Below are 18312 nucleotides of genomic sequence, written 5' to 3' on the forward strand. Positions count from 1 at the left end.
TTTTAAATATTCAACAATATAAAATATAAAGGTACTAAGGTATATAAAGCAACAAAAAAGCAATGGAAAGTTACATGGAGCAGATGTTTGTTGCTTCTTGTCGGTAAGTCGATATAATTACAGAATCGCTGATATATCTGTGGAATCACCGATAATAATTTCATGTACCTATAAAAAAAGAAACAGGAATCCCTGTTTCTTTTTTTAATATTGCATTTTCGCGTTTTCTCCAGCTGTCGTTCCAGCGATTCTACCAGTAACAAGGGCTGATGTAATATTATAGCCACCAGTATAACCGTGAATATCAAGAACTTCGCCGCAGAAATATAAGCCGTTCGTGAATTTAGAAGACATTTCTTTCGGATTAATTTCTTTCACGGATACACCTCCGCCGGTAACGAATGCTTTTTCAATTGACTGCGTACCATTTACATTCACAGTAAACTCTTTAAAGTCTTTCACAAGTGCACGAATCTTTTCATGAGAAACTTGTCCAGCTTGTTCACTACCGTCAATTTCGTTTTTTTCTAATAAGAATAGGAAGTAACGTTCAGGGACATAACCTTTTAAAACGTTTTTAATTCCTTTTTTCGGATCTTCTTTCATTTGTTTCAGCATGCGCTGAAATAGTTGTTCACTATTTTCATCTGGCAATGCATCAATACTCATTTGTATTGTATTGGTTTTAAACTTTTTCAGTGCTTTCACGACGAATTGACTACAGCGAAGAGCAGCAGGACCAGATAGGCCGAAATGAGTGAAGAGCATATCCATTTTGTGAGAAATGATAGCTTTTCCTTTCGGGTTTAATACGCTTAAGTTTATATCACGTAAAGCAAGACCTTGTAATGAGCGATCACGTATAAACGGCTCGTTTGACAGGATAGGTACTTCTGTTGGGAATAATTCTGTAATTGTATGACCTGCTTTTTCAGCCCAAGCGTATCCGTCTCCAGTGGAACCAGTTTGAGGAACGGATTTTCCGCCAACAGCGATAACGACGTGATTTGTTTCTAACACTTCGCCTGTTTGCAGTACAACTGCTTTCGTTTGACCATTTTCATATTCAATCGTTTCAACAGGCGTATTTGTACGGATTTTTACACCTAAGTTTTTTAATCGTGTTAAAAGTGCGTCTACAACAGATTGCGCTTTGTTTGACACAGGGAACATGCGACCGTGGTCTTCTTCTTTCAATTTAACACCAAGATTTTCGAAGAATGTAATAATATCTTCATTATTAAAAATAGAAAAAGCGCTGTATAAGAAGCGACCGTTTCCTGGTATATGTTTAACAATTTCATCAAGTGGTAGACGGTTCGTTACGTTACAGCGCCCGCCACCAGAAATTGCAAGTTTACGCCCAAGTTTATTTCCTTTATCAAGAAGCAAGACATTTGCGCCTTCTTCTGCAGCACCAATTGCAGCCATTAGCCCAGAAGGACCGCCGCCGATGACAATAACATCATAATGCATAATATATCGACCTCATTTTCTACATTTCCTGCCTAAAAGAATAGCATGTTTTCCCTTAAAAGAAAAATAGAGTGAAGTACTGCTTAATGAGAGAATTGTGGTACAATACAAAAGTTAGAGTTCAGCACTATCCTGCTATTTGTAGGCGATAAGACTAAAACCTCAAGATTTAGGAGAAGTAAATAGGGAGTCTGTTAGCCTGTAAATGCTCGAATGGTTCAACTAATAAGGAGTAGGAGAGAAGTCTCCAACTAATTATAGTTTCACTTTATGTAGATGTAGGAGGATTTTTGTATGTCCGATTCGAAATTTCTGCGCGGAACGCTTATTGTTACGCTAGGGACATTTTTAGTAAAGTTCTTAGGCATGATTTACGTCTTTCCGTTTCATGCATTAGTAGGCACAGAAGGCGGAACGCTCTATACATATGGATACATTCCATATACGATCTTTTTAAGTATCGCAACGGCAGGTGTGCCGCTTGCTGTTTCAAAATTTGTTTCCAAATATAATGCGCTTGGCGATTATAAAACGAGCCGGAGAATGTTCCGCTCGGGAATGGTTATGATGATAGTAACAGGAGTTCTTTCGTTCCTAGTACTGTACATGACGGCGCCACTGTTTGCAGAAGCGATGCTTGGTAAACAAAGTATACACAATAATGTAGGAGAAGTTACGACGATCATTCGTCTTGTAAGTTTTGCACTTATTGTTGTACCAGCAGCGAGTTTAATTCGTGGTTATTTCCAAGGTCACCAGTCTATGGGACCAACTACCGTTTCACAAATTATTGAACAAATTATTCGTATCGTCTTTTTATTAGCTGGTAGTTTTATCGTTATTAAAGTACTTGGCGGTACAGTTGCAACAGCAGTTGGCGTAGCGACATTTGCTGCGTTCGTTTCAGCGGTTGGAGCACTCGGTGTGTTAATTTGGTACTGGTTAAAACGTAAAAAATATTTGGATCAATATTTAATTGAACAAACTGTACCAGAATCAACAGTAAGTACTGTTCAATTGTTTAAAGAGTTATTCGCATATGCAATTCCTTACGTTGTAATTGGGTTAACAATTCCTTTATATCAACAAATTGATACATTGACATTTAACTCAATTATGCAGGCGATTGGTCAAGGTGATATCGCAGAGCGAGCGCTTGGTATTTTCACAATGTGGACGCATAAGTTAATTATGATTCCTGTATCACTGGCAACAGCGTTTAGTTTAACGCTTGTACCAGCAATTACAAAATCATTTACTGAAAAACAATACCGCTATTTGAAATTACAAATTACACAAACATTCCAAGCAAATATGTTTTTAACATTGCCAGCAGTTATCGGTATTTCAACACTTGCATATCCAATTTACACTGCTTTCTATGACTCAGATCCATTAGGTGGACAAGTATTAATGTGGTATGCACCAGTTGCATTGTTATTTGCTTTATTTACAGTAACAGCGGCAATTCTTCAAGGGATTAATCAGCAAAAGCATGCGATTGTCGCGCTTATTATGGGTGTTATTTTGAAATTTGTATGTAACGTAATCTTTATTCGTTATTTCGGTACAGTAGGAGCAATTCTAGCGACCGCAGTTGGTTTCTTAGCTTCTGTTTGGTATACAAATCGACAAATTAAAAAATACGCACACTATTCATTCGGTGTTGTATATAAAAGAACATTCCAAATTGCAGTACTGACACTTATAATGGTCGTTGCTGTAAAACTATCACAATGGCTTCTATCCTTCATGATTTCGCCTGATGGCCGTATTGGTGCTCTTATAACAGTTGCGATTTGTGCAGGTATTGGTGGTCTTGTTTACGGATTGTTAGCAATTCGCACAGGAGTACTTGAAAGAGTATTTGGCGGAGAAGCATTAGATAAAATTCAACGTAAACTTGGTAGTAGATTTAAAATAAAGTTGAAATCAAGAGGGGCGTAATTACGTCCCCTTTTCTATGATAAATAAAGAAGGTGAAAAACGTGAGATTAGATAAATTATTAGCGAATATGGGATATGGAAGTAGAAAAGAAGTAAAGAAATTATTGAAAGATGGCGTTGTGAAAATTGATGGAACGCCAGTAAAAGATGCGAAAGTTCATGTAAATGTAGAAGAGCAAGAAGTTATGATTCACGGTGAAGTTGTGGAATACAAAGAGTTTGTTTACTTAATGATGCATAAACCACAAGGTGTTATTTCAGCGACGGAAGATGATAATCATGAAACAGTAATAGATTTATTAGAATTAGAAGATGCAATCTTTGATCCGTTCCCAGTTGGACGACTTGATATCGATACGGAGGGTTTCTTATTGATAACAAATGATGGGAAGTTATCACATCAATTATTATCTCCGAAAAAGCATGTGCCGAAAAAATATTATGCACACGTTGCAGGAGTAGTAACAGAAGAGGATGTAAAAGAGTTTGCTAAAGGTGTTATTTTAGACGATGGCTATGAAACAAAGCCAGGTGCGCTTACAATATTGAAAAGCGATGATATTTCTGAAATTGAGCTTGTGATTACGGAAGGAAAATTCCATCAAGTGAAGCGTATGTTTGAAGCGGTAGGGAAAAAAGTAGTCTACCTAAAAAGAACGGAGATGGGTCCGTTAGTATTAGATGAAGAACTAGAACTTGGACAATACCGAGAGCTAACAGATGAAGAAGTAGAAATGTTAAGAACATATCAAGTAGATACTGAAAAGTAGTACCTTTATAGGTGCAGAAAAAACCCCTTTCTAATAGTTAGAAAGGGGTATGTATTTATTTACATACAATTATTTTTCGTTATGAGGTCATTCTCACTTTCTTTCCTGTTGTTGTCCACTTACCGCGGCAAGGGCTATACACGAGTTCATTAAACTGCAACACATTTAGATCACGTTGTATCGTTCGCGGTGTGATCCCGAACTCATCTACAAGGTCTTTCGTCGTTACCGTTCCGTTTTCATTGATGTACATATAAATTGATTTAATGCGTGTTAGCATACGAGTAGTTGTAGGTTTCAAGAGAAAACCACTCCTCTACTAGTTTTTTTGACCCCATTCAGGAAAGAAGGTCGTTACTACCATTGTACTCTACATGATAAAATTCATGCTTTAATCTACTTAAATTTTACAAAAGTTTAACAAATATTCATATAGAAAAATATTGGTAGTTGACATTGTATATATGGTCAGTCAACTAACTCATAAAATTCTACGTAAAACGCCAAATTCCTGCAAATTTTTTTAAAAAAATAATAGAAAAACTAATAAGAAATGTCTGAAATATTACAATTGTTCGGTATTTAGTTTTCGTGTATGGCATAAGGGATTTCGGTTTGCTATGATGAAAGAGATAATATAGTGAAGGATGGATGCGTGATGTCAGCGATTAATTGGACTGAAGAAGTTGCAAAACGAAAAGATGATTTAATTCGTGATACACAACAATTTTTACAAATTAAAAGTGTATGGGAAGAAGAATCGGCGAAAGAAGGCGCACCATTCGGTGAAGGTGTAGAAAAAGCGCTATCTTTCATGTTACATAAAGGAGAAGCTGAAGGTTTTGCTTCTAAAAATTTAGAAGGATATGCAGGTCATCTTGAAATGGGACAAGGAGAAGAGTTAGTAGGTATTCTTTGTCACGTTGATGTTGTACCAGAAGGAGATGGCTGGACGACTCCTGCGTATAGTGCGGATATTCGCGACGGAAAGATTTTTGCACGTGGTGCAATTGACGATAAAGGCCCAACGATGGCAGCATATTATGCGATGAAAATTGTGAAAGAATTAGGCTTACCTCTTTCAAAACGTGTTCGTATGATTATAGGAACAGATGAGGAAAGCAATTGGAAATGTGTAGATCACTACTTTAAAAACGAAGAAATGCCAACAATCGGTTTTGCACCAGATGCAGACTTTCCAATTATTAATGCAGAAAAAGGAATTTCTGATATACAAGTTGTGCAAAATGATAGTGAAGAGAAAAAAGGTACATATGAACTTGTTTCATTTGATTCAGGGCGCCGTTTAAATATGGTTCCTGATTTTGCAGAAGCGGTTATTACAGGAGAAGATGTAAATGCACTTACAGTAGCATATGAAGAGTATTTACAAACTGCTAAAAAAATAGGGAAATCGACTATAGAAGGCAATACAGTGACGTTGCAAATAGAAGGAATTTCAGCGCACGGATCTACTCCTGAAAAAGGAGAAAATGCAGGTTTATTATTAGCAAACTTCTTAACTACAGTTTCACTTGATGGAAAAGCAACTGCATTTGCGACATTTGCAACAGAAACATTTACTGGTGATATTTTTGGTGAAAAAGCTACTATTGCTTATAAAGATGAAATTAGCGGTCCATTAACAGTGAATGTTGGTCGCCTTTCTTATACGAAAGAGAATGGTGGTAATTTAGGATTAAACGTACGTTACCCAGTTACGACTAACTTTGAAGAAATGATTGCAAAGTTAAAAGAATATGTAGGTACGTATGGATTTGAAGTAGCAGACTATTCTAACTCTCGTCCGCATCACGTTGATAAAGATCACGAGTTAATTCGTACGTTGCAACGTGTATATGAGGAACAAACAGGTGAAAAAGCTGAATTGTTAGCAATCGGCGGAGGTACTTATGCTCGCTCATTAAAAGCTGGTGTGGCATTTGGACCGCTATTCCCTGGAAAAGAAGAACTTGCGCATCAAAAAGATGAGTATATTGAAATTGAAGACTTATTAAAAGCAACAGCAATTTATGCGCAAGCAATTCATGAATTAGCGAAGTAATGGATATATAAATAATGACCGCTCTCTATTTTGGAGAGCGGCTTCTTTTTACCTGAATGAGATAAGAAAGAAAAGCAACAATAGAAAGAAGGAGAAGATGTACATGGATAGGCATTATTTTGTCGCAATTACGTTACCAAATCATATAAAAGAAGTGCTGTCTAACTATAAAGAGGATACGAATGAGGAATTACCATTTCGCTCGTGGGTACATAAGGAAGATTATCATATTACCCTTTCCTTTTTAGGAGGTGCGACAGAAGAACAGTTAAAAGGGATAAAGAATGGATTACAAACACTTACAAAAACAAAAGAACTATCGTTCACGTTACAAGGTTTTTCAACGTTTGGTAGAGAAGATCAGCCCCGTATTTTTTGGGCGAAGGTAAGTGAGAATTACGATTTGTTTCAGTTGCAAAAGCAAGTACATATCATTTGTGAAGAAAATGGATTTTCTCTAGAAACACGCCCGTATCATCCGCATATTACTGTTGCTCGTAAATGGATAGGAGAAGAAAAGTTTCATTTAGAAAGTATAAAAGAAGTACCTGAAATATCATTTCAAGCAGATACAATTACTTTATACGAATCCCACGTGAAAGAAACCCCGAAGTATAAATCGATTGCTGAAATAAAATTACAAAAATAGAATGGTGAAAACGTTTTTTATGCAGGTGAATATACTATAGAGAAGAATGGAGTTACTGTATAGAGTCTTGTTGATAAGAAAAGCCTTATCATTTGCAGCTCATTTTATCTCGCTCATTAAAGTTTCACTTTATTTTAACTTTGAGAATGATGGTGATTTTTTTATGTTGAAAGTAAAACGTCCATTTGATGCCTATTTAGATGAAATGAATAAAATTACAATTTTGCTCCCACATGCGTATGGAACAAGTCGGACATTTCGTTTGCAAGAAGGAAGTAATGTGAAAGATTTACCGATTGCTCATACGATTGCGCTTCCAGATGCAACGAAGTATGAGTGCTTTATAGAAGAGCCGCTAGATGTGGGAAAGTATTATACAGTACGAGATGAACGGAATGAAGAAACGGATTTACAAATAGGTGCTGTTATTCGAACAACAATTTTCGATGAAAAGTATTATTACGAAGGTACAGATTTAGGTGCTGTGTATCAAAAAGAAGAAACGACATTTAAAGTATGGGCCCCAACTGCAAGGCTTGCGAAAGTAAGAATTTATAAGAGCGATAAAGAATATGCCGATCATGAAATGTACAGGGGAGAAAACGGAGTTTGGATTCAAACATTACAAGGTGATTTAGACGGAGCACGCTATACATTTCTTGTTTGTATTAATTTAATATGGAACGAAGCTGTAGATCCTTATGCAAAGTCGGTGACGGTAAACGGAAAACACGGTGTTGTTATCGATTTAGAAAAAACGAATGTAACAAGACGAGAAGGATTACCACCATTACAATCAATGACAGATGCCATATTGTATGAACTGCATATTCGTGATGCGACTATACATCAAAATAGTGGAGTGAGTCAAAAGGGAACATATAAAGGATTGATGGAAGAGGGAACAACAGGACGGAACGGGACGTTAACAGGGTTGTCTCATATAAAAGATTTAGGTGTTACACATGTTGAACTATTACCTTTATATTGTTTCGGTGGTGTAGATGAGGCGAATTCTTCGTCCGCCTATAATTGGGGGTATAATCCATTATATTACAATGCACCAACAGGATTTTATGCTACAAATCCCTCTGACCCGTATAACAGGATAGTAGAGTGTAAACAGTTGATCGAGACATTTCATGAGCATGGCATTAGGGTGATTATAGATGTTGTATATAATCATGTTTATGAAAGAGAGCTATCATCATTTGAGAAGCTTGTTCCAGGCTATTATTTTCGTCATGGTGAAGATGGTATGCCTTCTAATGGGACGGGAGTCGGAAATGATATAGCGTCTGAACGGAAAATGATGAGGAAATTCATTGTAGAGTCTATTTTATATTGGCTTACTGAATACAATGTCGATGGATTCCGATTCGACTTAATGGGAATTTTAGATGTTGATACAATGAATATGATAGAAAAAGAAGTGCGAAACATAAAACGAGATGCTTTGTTATTAGGAGAAGGATGGGATTTACAAACACCGCTTCCTCTTGAGGAAAAAGCAACGTTAAATAATGCGAAGAAAATGCCACATATCGCGCAGTTTAATGACCAATTTCGTGATGGGATAAAAGGGAGTACATTTCATATAAATAAGCGTGGTTTTGCATTTGGTGGGCATGTAGACTGTAATCATTTGCAGTATATTGCAGCAGGAAGTCTTTTAAGTATGAAAGAAACAGGGCTGTTTCTAGAGCCGGCGCAAAGCATTAACTATGTAGAATGTCATGATAATATGACGATGTGGGATAAACTAGTGCGCAGTAATGAAGAATCAGAAGCGATTTTGAAAAAACGTCACCTGCTAGCGAGCGCAATGGTTATTCTTTCACAAGGCATTCCTTTCTTACATGCAGGACAAGAGTTTTATCGTACGAAGAAAGGAAATGAAAATAGCTATAATGCAAATGATGAGATCAATCAATTAGATTGGGATCAAAAAGAGAAAGAAATAGAGACCGTTAACTATATAAAAGGTTTAATTGCGATTCGTAAAGAGCATGGGGCATTCCGATTACAAAACGCAGACCTTATAAAAAAACATATGACTTTTTTACAAACATCTACAGAAGTACTTGCATATCACCTAGAGCATGCAGAATCGTTTGGGCCGTGGAAAGAGATTGTCGTTTTATTTAATAGCGGTTTAGAAGCTAAAACTGTGCAACTTCCGAAAGAAGAAACGTGGCATGTGATAGTAAACGAAAAGCAAGCGAAAATAGAGCCAATTTCTTCATTTAGAGGAAAGGAACTTAGGTTGGCTCCAATTAGCACGTATATATTGACGATAATGTGACAAATCGCTACTTGACGATGAGAATGTAATAAATGTAGAATTGACAAAGGTGACGATTTTGATAAGTTGTCATTCTATGACAGGTTTTGTAAAATAAAATAGAGAATTTTTGGCTGAGGCTAATTTTTCTTTTCATTTACAGTAAAATATATGAATCCACAACATGTGTAGAAATGTTGCGGTTTTTCTTTTCATAACTATAAAAGATAAGGATTTGTTAACGGGTAATGAATATGGAATGGTTGGAACAATTATTAGGAAAAGAGTGGAGTCTTGTACCGGCTGGTGGAGTAACGGGCGATGCATATATTGCGCAAAACGGACAACAGAAGTTATTTTTAAAGCGGAATACATCGCCCTTTTTAGCGGTATTGTCAGCAGAAGGAATTGTTCCAAAATTACTTTGGACAAGAAGGGTAACGAACGGTGATGTAATTTCTGCTCAAAAATGGCTTCCGGGACAGAAGCTAGAGCCAGAGGATATGAAACTAGAACGTGTTGCGAAACTTTTGAAGAAAATTCACTCCTCTAAAGCGCTTGTACAGATGATTCAAAGACTTGGGAAGCAGCCGCTTCACGCACAAGAGTTATTACAACAACTGCAACTCGTTTTAAGAGGAGATATAAGGGATGATGAAACAATTCAGCAAGGTCTTCAATATTTAATGGGTTCACTAAAAGATATTGAATACAATGAATTCGTTGTATGCCATTGTGATGTAAACCATAACAACTGGCTATTGTCGAATGAAGATGAGTTGTTTTTAATTGATTGGGATGGAGCTGTAATTGCTGACCCAGCTCTAGACCTTGGTATGTTATTATATTGGTACATTCCGCGCCAGGAGTGGAGTGAGTGGCTCGGTTTTTATGATATTGAAATGGATGAATCGCTGCTTAGGCGCATGAGATGGTATGTGATAGCACAAACGATTTTGTCTATTCAATGGCATACAACAAAAAAACAGCAAGCAGAAGCTGAATATTGGCATCAATATTTACAGCAACTACTTGCTTCAGAATAATACTTAAGAAAAATTGTCCATTCCAGCAATCCACTGAGTAAGTTGTTCTTGATTATTGGAAATATGGTTGTCCAAATTAGAGGAAGATTTACCCGATTGACTATAAGAATATACATCGTTTAGCATTGTTTTAGCGTCACTACTTATATTATCGTTTGCGAGTAACGATTGAATGAGGCGCTCTAATTGCTCGCATTCTGAAACTGTCCCGCAGCAATCACTTTGGTGGTTGACTAAAATATCTTTCAGCACTTCTAATTGATGTTGTTGATTAATTGGCATGAACGGATCATCCTTTCGATTGTTTTTCTCTTCAAATGTAAGAGAAAAAGCTGTTTCGTCATGGAATGTTTAATGCTGTATGTAGTTTTTATCAAAATGGTACATCTTATACTTGAAAGAAACGGACCGAGTGCTCGTACGTACTTGGTTTTTTGTTTGGTAGATTGATTAAAAAAAGAAAGAAGGAATTATTCCTTTAAAATAGTTTTGTAAAGAGAGGGAGACATCTATGCGTTTAAGACATAAACCGTATGCAATGGATCGAATTAACGAGTATTCACATATCGTAATCGGAAACCCAGAGGAGCGAGCTGGTAACTGGAAAGAAGTATTTGGAAATGAACAACCAATTCATATTGAAGTAGGTACAGGTCGTGGCCGCTTTATGTATGATATGGCAAAAGCGAATCCACATATTAATTATATTGGAATTGAAAAATTCACAAGTGTTGTTGTAGATGCACTTGATAAATTAATTGAAGAAGAAGTGCCGAACTTAAAATTAATTAATAAAGATGCTGAAGATTTAACAGTTTTCTTTGCAAAAGGTGAGATTGATCGCGTTTATTTAAACTTCTCAGATCCATGGCCAAAGAAGCGTCATACGAAGCGTCGTTTAACGTATAAAACGTTTTTACGCAATTATGAAGAAGTGTTAGTAGAAGGCGGAGAAATTCATTTCAAAACAGATAACCAAGGTTTATTTGAATATTCTCTTATGAGTATGGCTGAGTATGGTATGTTACTAACTTACTTAAGCTTAGATCTTCATAACAGCGACTTTGAAGGTAACATCATGACTGAATACGAAGAGAAATTCTCTAGTAAAGGTCATCGTATTTACCGAGTTGAAGCAAAATATCGTACAGAGCCTATGCAGTAATGCATAGGTTTTTTATATCTAAAATAATCAGAATTTTATGTTAAGATTAATTGAAAGGGGGATGTGTAATGGAACAGTTACAAATTGGAGATATAAAAGTAACGTGGTTAAAAGGCGGAAATACACATTTAGATGGAGGGGCAATGTTTGGTGTTGTGCCGAAAGTACTTTGGTCACGTAAATATAAACATAATGACACAAATCATATTTACTTACGAACAGATCCGTTACTTTTACAAACGAAAGATGGAAATATACTTATTGATTCAGGAATAGGAAACGGTAAGTTGGATGAGAAGATGAAACGAAATCAAGGTGTAACAGAAGAATCATCGGTTTATGAATCGTTAGAAAAACAGGGATTAAAGCCTGAAGATATTCAATATGTTTTAATGACACACCTTCATTTTGATCATGCATCTGGCATAACAAAATGGGATGGGGATTACCTTGTACCAGCGTTTCCAAATGCGAAAGTTTACGTAAGTGAAACAGAGTGGAATGAAATGAGGAACCCAAATATTAGATCCCGTAATACATATTGGAAGGAAAATTGGGAACCGATTGTAGATCAAGTTGTTACGTTCCAGCAAGAAATAGAAATTACAGATGAAATTAAGATGGCGCATACGGGTGGTCATAGTGATGGACATGCAGTTATCGCTTTGGAGAGTCAAGGGGAAACGATGCTACATTTAGCAGATCTCTTGCCGACGCACGCGCATCAAAATGTATTATGGGTAATGGCATACGATGATTATCCGATGACCTCGATTGAAAATAAACAAAAGTGGATGAAGTATGGTGCTGACAAAGAGGCGTGGTTTACGTTTTATCATGACGCATATTATCGTGCTGTGAAGTGGAATGAGGAAGGGCATATCGTAGAAAAAATAGAACGGAAAACGAGTATAGAAGCATAAAAATAGGAGGTTGTTCCATCATATTTATTGGAGCAGCTTCTTTTTTATTATAGAATTTTGCCGGTAAGTCGATATATTTAAAAAATCGCTGATATAATTTGAGTTGCGCTGATATATTCGAAAAATCGCTGATATAATTTTAATCAATACCCGCAATTTCAAAAAAATAAGAGGTTCACCTAATGGGAACCCTCCGTTTTATGCTACTATAACCTCTAAAACAGTACCTGTTTTAGCATCAACTAAAAATTCAAATCGTTCTTGTATATCATCTAACATTGTTGTAAGACCGCCGCGATAAACTTCATATGCGACATCATATTTTTCAAATGTCTCTGGAACCATATGTACCCAAGAGCCAGTAATTTCACCTTTATGACTTAATGCTTGTTTCACCATTTTCAATGCTTTTTCTGAAGAAATATGGGATTGTTCTTGTACTTTGTTTGCAACGAGATAACCAGCTGCGAACCCAACGCCAAGACCTGCTACTAAACCTTTCCAGCTCATATATTCACCTCAATTCTATAAAATAAAAATAGTGTACCAATAATAATTATAAAGCAAATACAGCTAAAAAAGAAGAAACTAGAAACATTTCGAAAATTTCGTTACAATAAAAGAGGTATTCTACTAAGGTTTGAAAGAAGGGGACTTCGTGAATAAAGAGACATTACAATTATTTCGTACGTTAACAGAATTACAAGGTGCATCAGGTTTTGAACATGATGTACGCCGTTTTATGAAACAAGAATTAAGCAAATATGCGGATGAAATTGTACAAGACGGTTTAGGTAGCGTATTTGGTCTGAAAAAAGGGGACGAAACTGGCCCGCGTGTTCTTGTAGCAGGTCATATGGATGAAGTAGGTTTCATGGTTACGCAAATTACGAAAAACGGAATGCTTCGTTTTCAAACGTTAGGCGGCTGGTGGAGCCAAGTTTTATTAGCGCAGCGTGTACAAGTTATGACGAAGAATGGTCCTGTTATTGGGGTTGTTGGTTCTATTCCTCCTCATTTATTAAGTGACGCGCAACGTGCAAAACCGATGGATATAAAAAATATGTTAATTGATATAGGTGCAGATAGTTATGAAGATGCGATTGAAATTGGTGTAAAACCAGGACAACAAATCGTGCCGATTTGCCCATTCACACCGATGGCAAATGAGAAGAAAATTATGGCGAAAGCTTGGGACAACCGTTACGGATGTGGTCTTGCAATCGAATTGTTAAAAGAATTAAAAGATGAAACATTACCAAATACATTATATTCTGGTGCTACTGTACAAGAAGAAGTAGGTCTTCGCGGAGCGCAAACCGCTGCAAATATGATTCAACCAGACATTTTCTATGCGCTTGATGCAAGTCCAGCAAACGATGCATCTGGTGACAAAACGCAGTTCGGTCAATTAGGAAAAGGTGCTCTTCTTCGTATTTACGATCGCACGATGGTAACACATAGAGGAATGCGCGAATTCATTTTAGATACAGCAGAAACAAACAACATTCCGTACCAATACTTTATTTCACAAGGTGGTACAGATGCTGGCCGTGTACATACAAGTAACTCTGGTATCCCATCAGCAGTAATTGGTGTTTGTGCACGCTACATTCATACACATGCTTCAATTTTACATGTTGATGATTATGCAGCGGCGAAAGAATTAATTACGAAGCTTGTAAGAACAACAGATAAAACGACGTTAGAGACAATTAAGAATAACGCGTAGAGAAGAAGGGCGAAAAACCCTTCTTTTTTTAGATTGAATAGATGACCCATCCATGAGTGGGAGCGGTCAGTGCTTAATTGGTGTTCGAATGATGTATGAAGACCCCAAGTAGGAAGTGAGAGGAAGGCTGTTTTTGTTTTCGAAGACGGTAATGTTGCTAGAAAAACCCTTCTTTTTTAGGCTGAATAGATGACTTGGTGATATGTGGTAGTGGTTGATGCTTAATTCGTATCTGATGCGGATATTAGAATAGAATGATGAATTTTTATAGAGGTGAACGAAATGAAAGTAGTAGTTGGATCGAAGAATAAAACGAAGGTTGGCGCTGTGGAGAAGGTTTGGAAAGATGCTGAAATTACATCTCTTTCTGTTCCTTCAGGAGTAGCAAATCAGCCGTTTTCAGATGAAGAGACGATGCAAGGAGCGATTAATAGAGCGAAGCGAGCGCTAGAGGAAGGAGGAGCTCCAATTGGTATTGGGCTAGAAGGCGGCGTAATGAAAACGGAGCACGGTTTATTTATGTGTAACTGGGGCGCGCTAGCAACAAGTGATGGGAAAGTATTCGTGGCTGGAGGGGCACGTATTACGTTACCAGACGATTTTTTAGCACCTCTTGAAGATGGCAAGGAGTTAAGTGAAGTGATGGAAGAGTTTGTACATAGAAAAGACATTCGTAGTCACGAAGGAGCGATTGGTATTTTTACAGATGATTATGTCGACCGCACGGAATTATTTGTACACGTTGTTAAGTTACTTGTTGGGCAATATAAGTATGACAAAAAGCAAGCATAAACCTTGCACCATGCGTGATGTATGGTAGTATAAAAGAAAGATTATAACATGAAAACATGCACTCGTTAGAGGAGGAAATATAGATGAAGTCATTAGAAAGCATGGAGCAATTCCAACAATTAAAAAATGAAGAGAATGTAGTCTTTATGTTCTCAGCAGAATGGTGCCCAGACTGCCGTTTTGTAGACCCATTTATGCCAGAAGTAGAAGAGAAATATAGTGATTTCTCATTTTACTATGTAGATCGTGATGAGTTTATTGATCTATGTGTAAAATTAGACGTATTTGGCATTCCGAGCTTTGTAGCGTACAATAAGGGTGAAGAAACTGGTCGCTATGTAAACAAAGATCGTAAAACACAAGAACAAATCGAAGAGTTCATTGAAGGTTTAAAATAAGGCAATTTGCCAATTGAATTGTAAAACAACCTCTACCTTCGCGGGGGAGGTTATTTTTTTGGAAGGGAGGAAAAAGAGATGAAGATGACAAGTAAAAAGATGAAAGACGAGTTAATGAAGAAATTATCTCGCCCAGAATGGGACTTTCAGTATGATAGCGAGAAAGAAGTTCTACGTATTGAACAGAAAGACTCTAAAAAAGGTATTAACGTATCGCTTCCAGGAGTTGTGGCAAAATGGGAAGTGAATAAAGAAAAAGCAATTGAAGAGGTTGCTTATTACGTACAAGAAGCGCTAATTGCGATGCATAAAGAAGAAAATAGCGGAGCGAAAATTTTACCTGTTATTCGCTCTACTTCTTTCCCGAAACAAGCAGAAGAAGGAAATCCGTTTATTATGACGGATCATACGGCGGAAACACGTATTTACTACGCGTTAGATTCTAATAAAACGTATCGACTAATCGATGAGCGTTTATTACAAAAGTTAGAGCTTACAGAACAACAAGTGCGTGAAATGGCATTATTCAACGCACGCTCATTAGGTTATGAATTTAAACAAGACACAGTAGCGGGTAATACATTCTACTTTTTAAACACAAATGATGGGTATGACGCGACGCGTATTTTAAACGAATCGTTACTACAATCGATGCGTGAAAAGATTTCTGGTGACATGGTTGTTGCTGTTCCTCACCAAGATGTATTAATTATTGCTGATATCGTCAACGAAATCGGTTATGATATTATTGCACAAATGACAATGAAATTTTTTGCCGAAGGGCATGTTCCGATTACATCACTTTCATTCGTATATGAAGATGGAGACTTTGAACCAATCTTTATTTTAGCGAAGAATCGGAAGAAGACAGATGGAAAAGAGAAAGGATGAACGAAGTGAACGTTTTTTACAACCTTGAAGGAATTGGTGACACTTTAATTGTTGCCTTACAAGATATTACTTTAGAGAACCGTACTTTTGATCGCAAAGGAGATGTTGCTCGCGTTTATGATCGTGAAAGCAACGTAACGGGAGGATTCAACATCTTTAATGCATCTTCTTATTTAGAAGTAACAGAAACAGGTAACCTTACATTAACGAAAGAGCTTGTTGAGAAAATCAACGAAATTTTAGCGAAGAACGGCTTTGAAGAAACAGTAGAAGCAGATCTTTCTCCGAAATTTGTTGTAGGTTATGTAGCTGAAAAAGAAAAGCATCCAAATGCTGATAAGTTAAACATCTGTAAAGTAGAAATCGGTACAGAAACATTACAAATCGTATGTGGCGCACCAAACGTTGATGCAGGACAAAAAGTTGTCGTTGCAAAAATCGGTGCTGTAATGCCAAGTGGTATGTTAATCAAGCCAGCTGAGCTTCGCGGTGTTCCTTCTTCTGGAATGATCTGCTCTGCACGTGAATTAGAGCTTCCAGACGCTCCACAAGAAAAAGGTATTCTTGTATTAGAAGATAGTTTTGAAGTTGGACAAGAATTTAAATTTTAATTGATATAAGAAAAGAGAGGTTGTCCTTTTGGGCAGCCTCTCTTTTTTGTCATTTTTGTTGGTAAGTCGAAATTTCGTGTTGAATCGTTGATATATTGAGAGTTGTGATAGATATACTCAAAAAATCGTAAATATGATCAGGGTGTCACCTTTTGTCTTAAAATCTATATTGTATTTTATAAACAAACTAGTTAAAATTTAGAAAAATAGAAGGGGATAGACGTATGAAACAACAACCAAAAATCGCAGAACTTCTAAAACGAATTGAAACTTCAAAACAGCAAGATGTTGAGCTAGGTACTTATGAAATATATGTGTTTAGTGAAAGTGAATTAGAAAAAGGACAAATCGGTTACCGATATGATAAACATAAAAAGTCATTAATAAGTGAAGAAAACGGAAAGTGGCAAGAAGGATGGATTGCAATTGGATATGAAACGGATATGGGCGATCCAGTTTTCGTAAATATAGATGATGACGCTTATCCAGTTTATACTGCAGAACGTGGTACAGAAACATGGCAGCCAGTTTATATTGGAAATATGGATGAGATTATAGGGCAATTATAAGAAAAACTTTGAATCCGGTGCAAAGTGATGGGAGAGAAGTATGAAGTATATAAAAATAATGAGCATGATTGTATTCATTGGAATATATATGGCCGGTTGTTCACAAGAGCAGCCGAAAAAAGAAACTACATCTTCTATACAAGAGAAAAACAAAGATACCAAAGAAGACGCACCGGTAGAAAAGCAGCAAGAACAAGAAAAGAACGAAGAATCGCAAGTAGAACATAGGCAAGAGGAAGTATCAGCCGAGGAAAAGAAAGAAGAAACTACACCGGTGCCGCCAACTGAGCAACCAGTGCAAAATAATGAACAAAAAGTAGAGAGTAATGAAAAGCAAGGAAAGTTTCTCGTCGTTATTGATCCAGGGCATCAACAAAAAGCGAATTTAAATTTAGAGCCGATTGGACCAGGGGCAACAACGCAAAAATATAAAGTGACAGATGGTACAACAGGTGTTGTGACGAAAAAGAGAGAGGCTGTACTTGTATTAGAAATGGCTTTTTTATTAAAAGAAAAGCTTGAAGAAAAAGGGATACAAGTGTTAATGACAAGAACGTCACAAGACGTTGATATAAGTAATAAAGAACGGGCGACATTCGCAAATAATCATAAGGCTAATTTATTTTTACGTCTTCATGCAGATGGTTCTGAAAATCCAAACCAAAGTGGATTTGCTGTATTGACGCCGGCAGAAGGAAGTCCGTATACGAAAGAAATTTATGCGGAAAGTCTTCAAATCTCTCAAACGATAGTAAATAAAATGAGAGAAAATCAGCAAGTGAAAGTAAATGGAATTAAATTTAGGGATGACCTTTCTGGATTCAATTGGTCCAAAGTACCTGGCGTACTATTAGAACTTGGGTTTATGTCAAACTATGAAGAAGATAAAAAATTATCTGACCCGCAGTATGTAAATTCTTTATTGCAAAGTGTAACGGATAGTGTAGATGCATATCGGAAGAGTAAAGCTTAAGCGCAGTCTTACATGAAAGGC

Annotated in this window: 19 protein-coding genes; 15 read left to right on the forward strand and 4 right to left on the reverse strand. The window is 36.8% G+C overall.

The annotated features are described in order from the left end of the window. Nucleotides 1-204: 204 nt before the first annotated feature. Nucleotides 205-1476 carry an NAD(P)/FAD-dependent oxidoreductase gene (locus tag ACTJJY_RS12270; RefSeq protein ID WP_000558867.1) on the reverse strand — a complete coding sequence of 424 codons (1272 nt, stop codon included), beginning with the start codon at nucleotides 1474-1476 and terminating at the stop codon, nucleotides 205-207. 294 nt (nucleotides 1477-1770) lie between these two features. Between ACTJJY_RS12270 and ACTJJY_RS12275 the strand changes: the two genes are divergently transcribed. Both ACTJJY_RS12275 and ACTJJY_RS12280 read left to right on the forward strand, forming a co-directional pair. Next, on the forward strand, nucleotides 1771-3423 hold the full coding sequence (locus ACTJJY_RS12275; protein ID WP_001284026.1) for a putative polysaccharide biosynthesis protein: 1653 nt from the start codon (nucleotides 1771-1773) through the stop codon (nucleotides 3421-3423). Between the two features lie 41 nt (nucleotides 3424-3464). Further along, a complete protein-coding gene (locus ACTJJY_RS12280; RefSeq protein WP_001234948.1) occupies nucleotides 3465-4193 on the forward strand; it encodes a pseudouridine synthase in 729 nt (242 codons plus the stop codon). A 79-nt stretch (nucleotides 4194-4272) separates the two neighbouring features. Here ACTJJY_RS12280 and ACTJJY_RS12285 read toward each other — a convergent pair whose 3' ends face one another. Then, nucleotides 4273-4494: a DeoR family transcriptional regulator gene (locus tag ACTJJY_RS12285; RefSeq protein ID WP_000805512.1), complete on the reverse strand. Its 222-nt coding sequence runs from the start codon at nucleotides 4492-4494 to the stop codon at nucleotides 4273-4275. 357 nt (nucleotides 4495-4851) lie between these two features. Between ACTJJY_RS12285 and pepV the strand changes: the two genes are divergently transcribed. From pepV to ACTJJY_RS12305, 4 genes are all read left to right on the forward strand, one after another. Further along, nucleotides 4852-6258 (forward strand): dipeptidase PepV, encoded by a 1407-nt coding sequence (gene pepV, locus ACTJJY_RS12290; protein WP_440605615.1) that lies wholly within the window; start codon nucleotides 4852-4854, stop codon nucleotides 6256-6258. 103 nt (nucleotides 6259-6361) lie between these two features. Continuing rightward, complete coding sequence (gene thpR / locus ACTJJY_RS12295; RefSeq protein WP_440605616.1) at nucleotides 6362-6907, forward strand: RNA 2',3'-cyclic phosphodiesterase; 546 nt, start codon at nucleotides 6362-6364, stop codon at nucleotides 6905-6907. Between the two features lie 163 nt (nucleotides 6908-7070). Further along, nucleotides 7071-9212 carry a type I pullulanase gene (gene pulA, locus ACTJJY_RS12300; protein ID WP_440605617.1) on the forward strand — a complete coding sequence of 714 codons (2142 nt, stop codon included), beginning with the start codon at nucleotides 7071-7073 and terminating at the stop codon, nucleotides 9210-9212. A 227-nt stretch (nucleotides 9213-9439) separates the two neighbouring features. Continuing rightward, nucleotides 9440-10237 carry a phosphotransferase gene (locus ACTJJY_RS12305; protein ID WP_440605618.1) on the forward strand — a complete coding sequence of 266 codons (798 nt, stop codon included), beginning with the start codon at nucleotides 9440-9442 and terminating at the stop codon, nucleotides 10235-10237. Nucleotides 10238-10240: 3 nt separating this feature from the next. Here ACTJJY_RS12305 and ACTJJY_RS12310 read toward each other — a convergent pair whose 3' ends face one another. Then, on the reverse strand, nucleotides 10241-10519 hold the full coding sequence (locus ACTJJY_RS12310) for a YtzH-like family protein (RefSeq protein ID WP_001122235.1): 279 nt from the start codon (nucleotides 10517-10519) through the stop codon (nucleotides 10241-10243). A 229-nt stretch (nucleotides 10520-10748) separates the two neighbouring features. On the opposite strand from ACTJJY_RS12310, the gene trmB reads away from it, so the two are divergent. Together trmB and ACTJJY_RS12320 are read left to right on the forward strand one after the other, a co-directional pair. Beyond that, nucleotides 10749-11402 carry a tRNA (guanosine(46)-N7)-methyltransferase TrmB gene (trmB, locus tag ACTJJY_RS12315; RefSeq protein ID WP_001239383.1) on the forward strand — a complete coding sequence of 218 codons (654 nt, stop codon included), beginning with the start codon at nucleotides 10749-10751 and terminating at the stop codon, nucleotides 11400-11402. 68 nt (nucleotides 11403-11470) lie between these two features. Then, nucleotides 11471-12325, forward strand: a complete 855-nt coding sequence (locus tag ACTJJY_RS12320) for a YtnP family quorum-quenching lactonase (protein ID WP_440605619.1) — start codon at nucleotides 11471-11473, stop codon at nucleotides 12323-12325. Between the two features lie 198 nt (nucleotides 12326-12523). Here the strand turns inward: ACTJJY_RS12320 and ACTJJY_RS12325 are convergent, their stop codons facing one another. After that, on the reverse strand, nucleotides 12524-12835 hold the full coding sequence (locus ACTJJY_RS12325; protein WP_144514168.1) for a PepSY domain-containing protein: 312 nt from the start codon (nucleotides 12833-12835) through the stop codon (nucleotides 12524-12526). Nucleotides 12836-12983: 148 nt separating this feature from the next. Here ACTJJY_RS12325 and ACTJJY_RS12330 point away from each other — a divergent pair, with 148 nt between their 5' ends. From ACTJJY_RS12330 to ACTJJY_RS12360, 7 genes are all read left to right on the forward strand, one after another. Continuing rightward, nucleotides 12984-14057, forward strand: a complete 1074-nt coding sequence (locus ACTJJY_RS12330) for a M42 family metallopeptidase (protein ID WP_001031517.1) — start codon at nucleotides 12984-12986, stop codon at nucleotides 14055-14057. Nucleotides 14058-14339: 282 nt separating this feature from the next. Continuing rightward, on the forward strand, nucleotides 14340-14849 hold the full coding sequence (locus tag ACTJJY_RS12335) for a DUF84 family protein (RefSeq protein ID WP_440605620.1): 510 nt from the start codon (nucleotides 14340-14342) through the stop codon (nucleotides 14847-14849). A gap of 83 nt (nucleotides 14850-14932) precedes the next feature. Next, nucleotides 14933-15247, forward strand: a complete 315-nt coding sequence (locus ACTJJY_RS12340) for a thioredoxin family protein (protein ID WP_000838193.1) — start codon at nucleotides 14933-14935, stop codon at nucleotides 15245-15247. Between the two features lie 78 nt (nucleotides 15248-15325). Further along, nucleotides 15326-16138 carry a DUF1444 domain-containing protein gene (locus ACTJJY_RS12345; RefSeq protein WP_000784605.1) on the forward strand — a complete coding sequence of 271 codons (813 nt, stop codon included), beginning with the start codon at nucleotides 15326-15328 and terminating at the stop codon, nucleotides 16136-16138. After that, complete coding sequence (gene ytpR / locus ACTJJY_RS12350; RefSeq protein ID WP_001006777.1) at nucleotides 16135-16749, forward strand: YtpR family tRNA-binding protein; 615 nt, start codon at nucleotides 16135-16137, stop codon at nucleotides 16747-16749. Before ACTJJY_RS12345 ends, ytpR begins: the two co-directional genes overlap by 4 nt. A 224-nt stretch (nucleotides 16750-16973) precedes the next feature. Beyond that, a complete protein-coding gene (locus ACTJJY_RS12355) occupies nucleotides 16974-17318 on the forward strand; it encodes a hypothetical protein (protein ID WP_000813348.1) in 345 nt (114 codons plus the stop codon). A gap of 40 nt (nucleotides 17319-17358) precedes the next feature. After that, nucleotides 17359-18291, forward strand: coding sequence for an N-acetylmuramoyl-L-alanine amidase (locus ACTJJY_RS12360; protein ID WP_440605621.1), 933 nt, complete (start codon nucleotides 17359-17361; stop codon nucleotides 18289-18291). Nucleotides 18292-18312 lie beyond the last annotated feature (21 nt).

The organism is Bacillus sp. 22475 (assembly GCF_052044835.1).
Lineage (GTDB): Bacteria > Bacillota > Bacilli > Bacillales > Bacillaceae_G > Bacillus_A > Bacillus_A cereus.

Excerpts from the sequence above, each read along its gene's own strand:
- ACTJJY_RS12270 (WP_000558867.1), bottom strand. The coding sequence starts at position 1,476 with ATGCATTATGATGTTATTGTCATCGGCGGCGGTCCTTCTGGGCTAATG.
- ACTJJY_RS12275 (WP_001284026.1), top strand. The coding sequence starts at position 1,771 with ATGTCCGATTCGAAATTTCTGCGCGGAACGCTTATTGTTACGCTAGGG.
- pepV (WP_440605615.1), top strand. The coding sequence starts at position 4,852 with ATGTCAGCGATTAATTGGACTGAAGAAGTTGCAAAACGAAAAGATGAT.
- thpR (WP_440605616.1), top strand. The coding sequence starts at position 6,362 with ATGGATAGGCATTATTTTGTCGCAATTACGTTACCAAATCATATAAAA.
- pulA (WP_440605617.1), top strand. The coding sequence starts at position 7,071 with ATGTTGAAAGTAAAACGTCCATTTGATGCCTATTTAGATGAAATGAAT.
- ACTJJY_RS12305 (WP_440605618.1), top strand. The coding sequence starts at position 9,440 with ATGAATATGGAATGGTTGGAACAATTATTAGGAAAAGAGTGGAGTCTT.
- ACTJJY_RS12310 (WP_001122235.1), bottom strand. The coding sequence starts at position 10,519 with ATGCCAATTAATCAACAACATCAATTAGAAGTGCTGAAAGATATTTTA.
- trmB (WP_001239383.1), top strand. The coding sequence starts at position 10,749 with ATGCGTTTAAGACATAAACCGTATGCAATGGATCGAATTAACGAGTAT.
- ACTJJY_RS12320 (WP_440605619.1), top strand. The coding sequence starts at position 11,471 with ATGGAACAGTTACAAATTGGAGATATAAAAGTAACGTGGTTAAAAGGC.
- ACTJJY_RS12325 (WP_144514168.1), bottom strand. The coding sequence starts at position 12,835 with ATGAGCTGGAAAGGTTTAGTAGCAGGTCTTGGCGTTGGGTTCGCAGCT.
- ACTJJY_RS12335 (WP_440605620.1), top strand. The coding sequence starts at position 14,340 with ATGAAAGTAGTAGTTGGATCGAAGAATAAAACGAAGGTTGGCGCTGTG.
- ACTJJY_RS12340 (WP_000838193.1), top strand. The coding sequence starts at position 14,933 with ATGAAGTCATTAGAAAGCATGGAGCAATTCCAACAATTAAAAAATGAA.
- ACTJJY_RS12345 (WP_000784605.1), top strand. The coding sequence starts at position 15,326 with ATGAAGATGACAAGTAAAAAGATGAAAGACGAGTTAATGAAGAAATTA.
- ytpR (WP_001006777.1), top strand. The coding sequence starts at position 16,135 with ATGAACGAAGTGAACGTTTTTTACAACCTTGAAGGAATTGGTGACACT.
- ACTJJY_RS12355 (WP_000813348.1), top strand. The coding sequence starts at position 16,974 with ATGAAACAACAACCAAAAATCGCAGAACTTCTAAAACGAATTGAAACT.
- ACTJJY_RS12360 (WP_440605621.1), top strand. The coding sequence starts at position 17,359 with ATGAAGTATATAAAAATAATGAGCATGATTGTATTCATTGGAATATAT.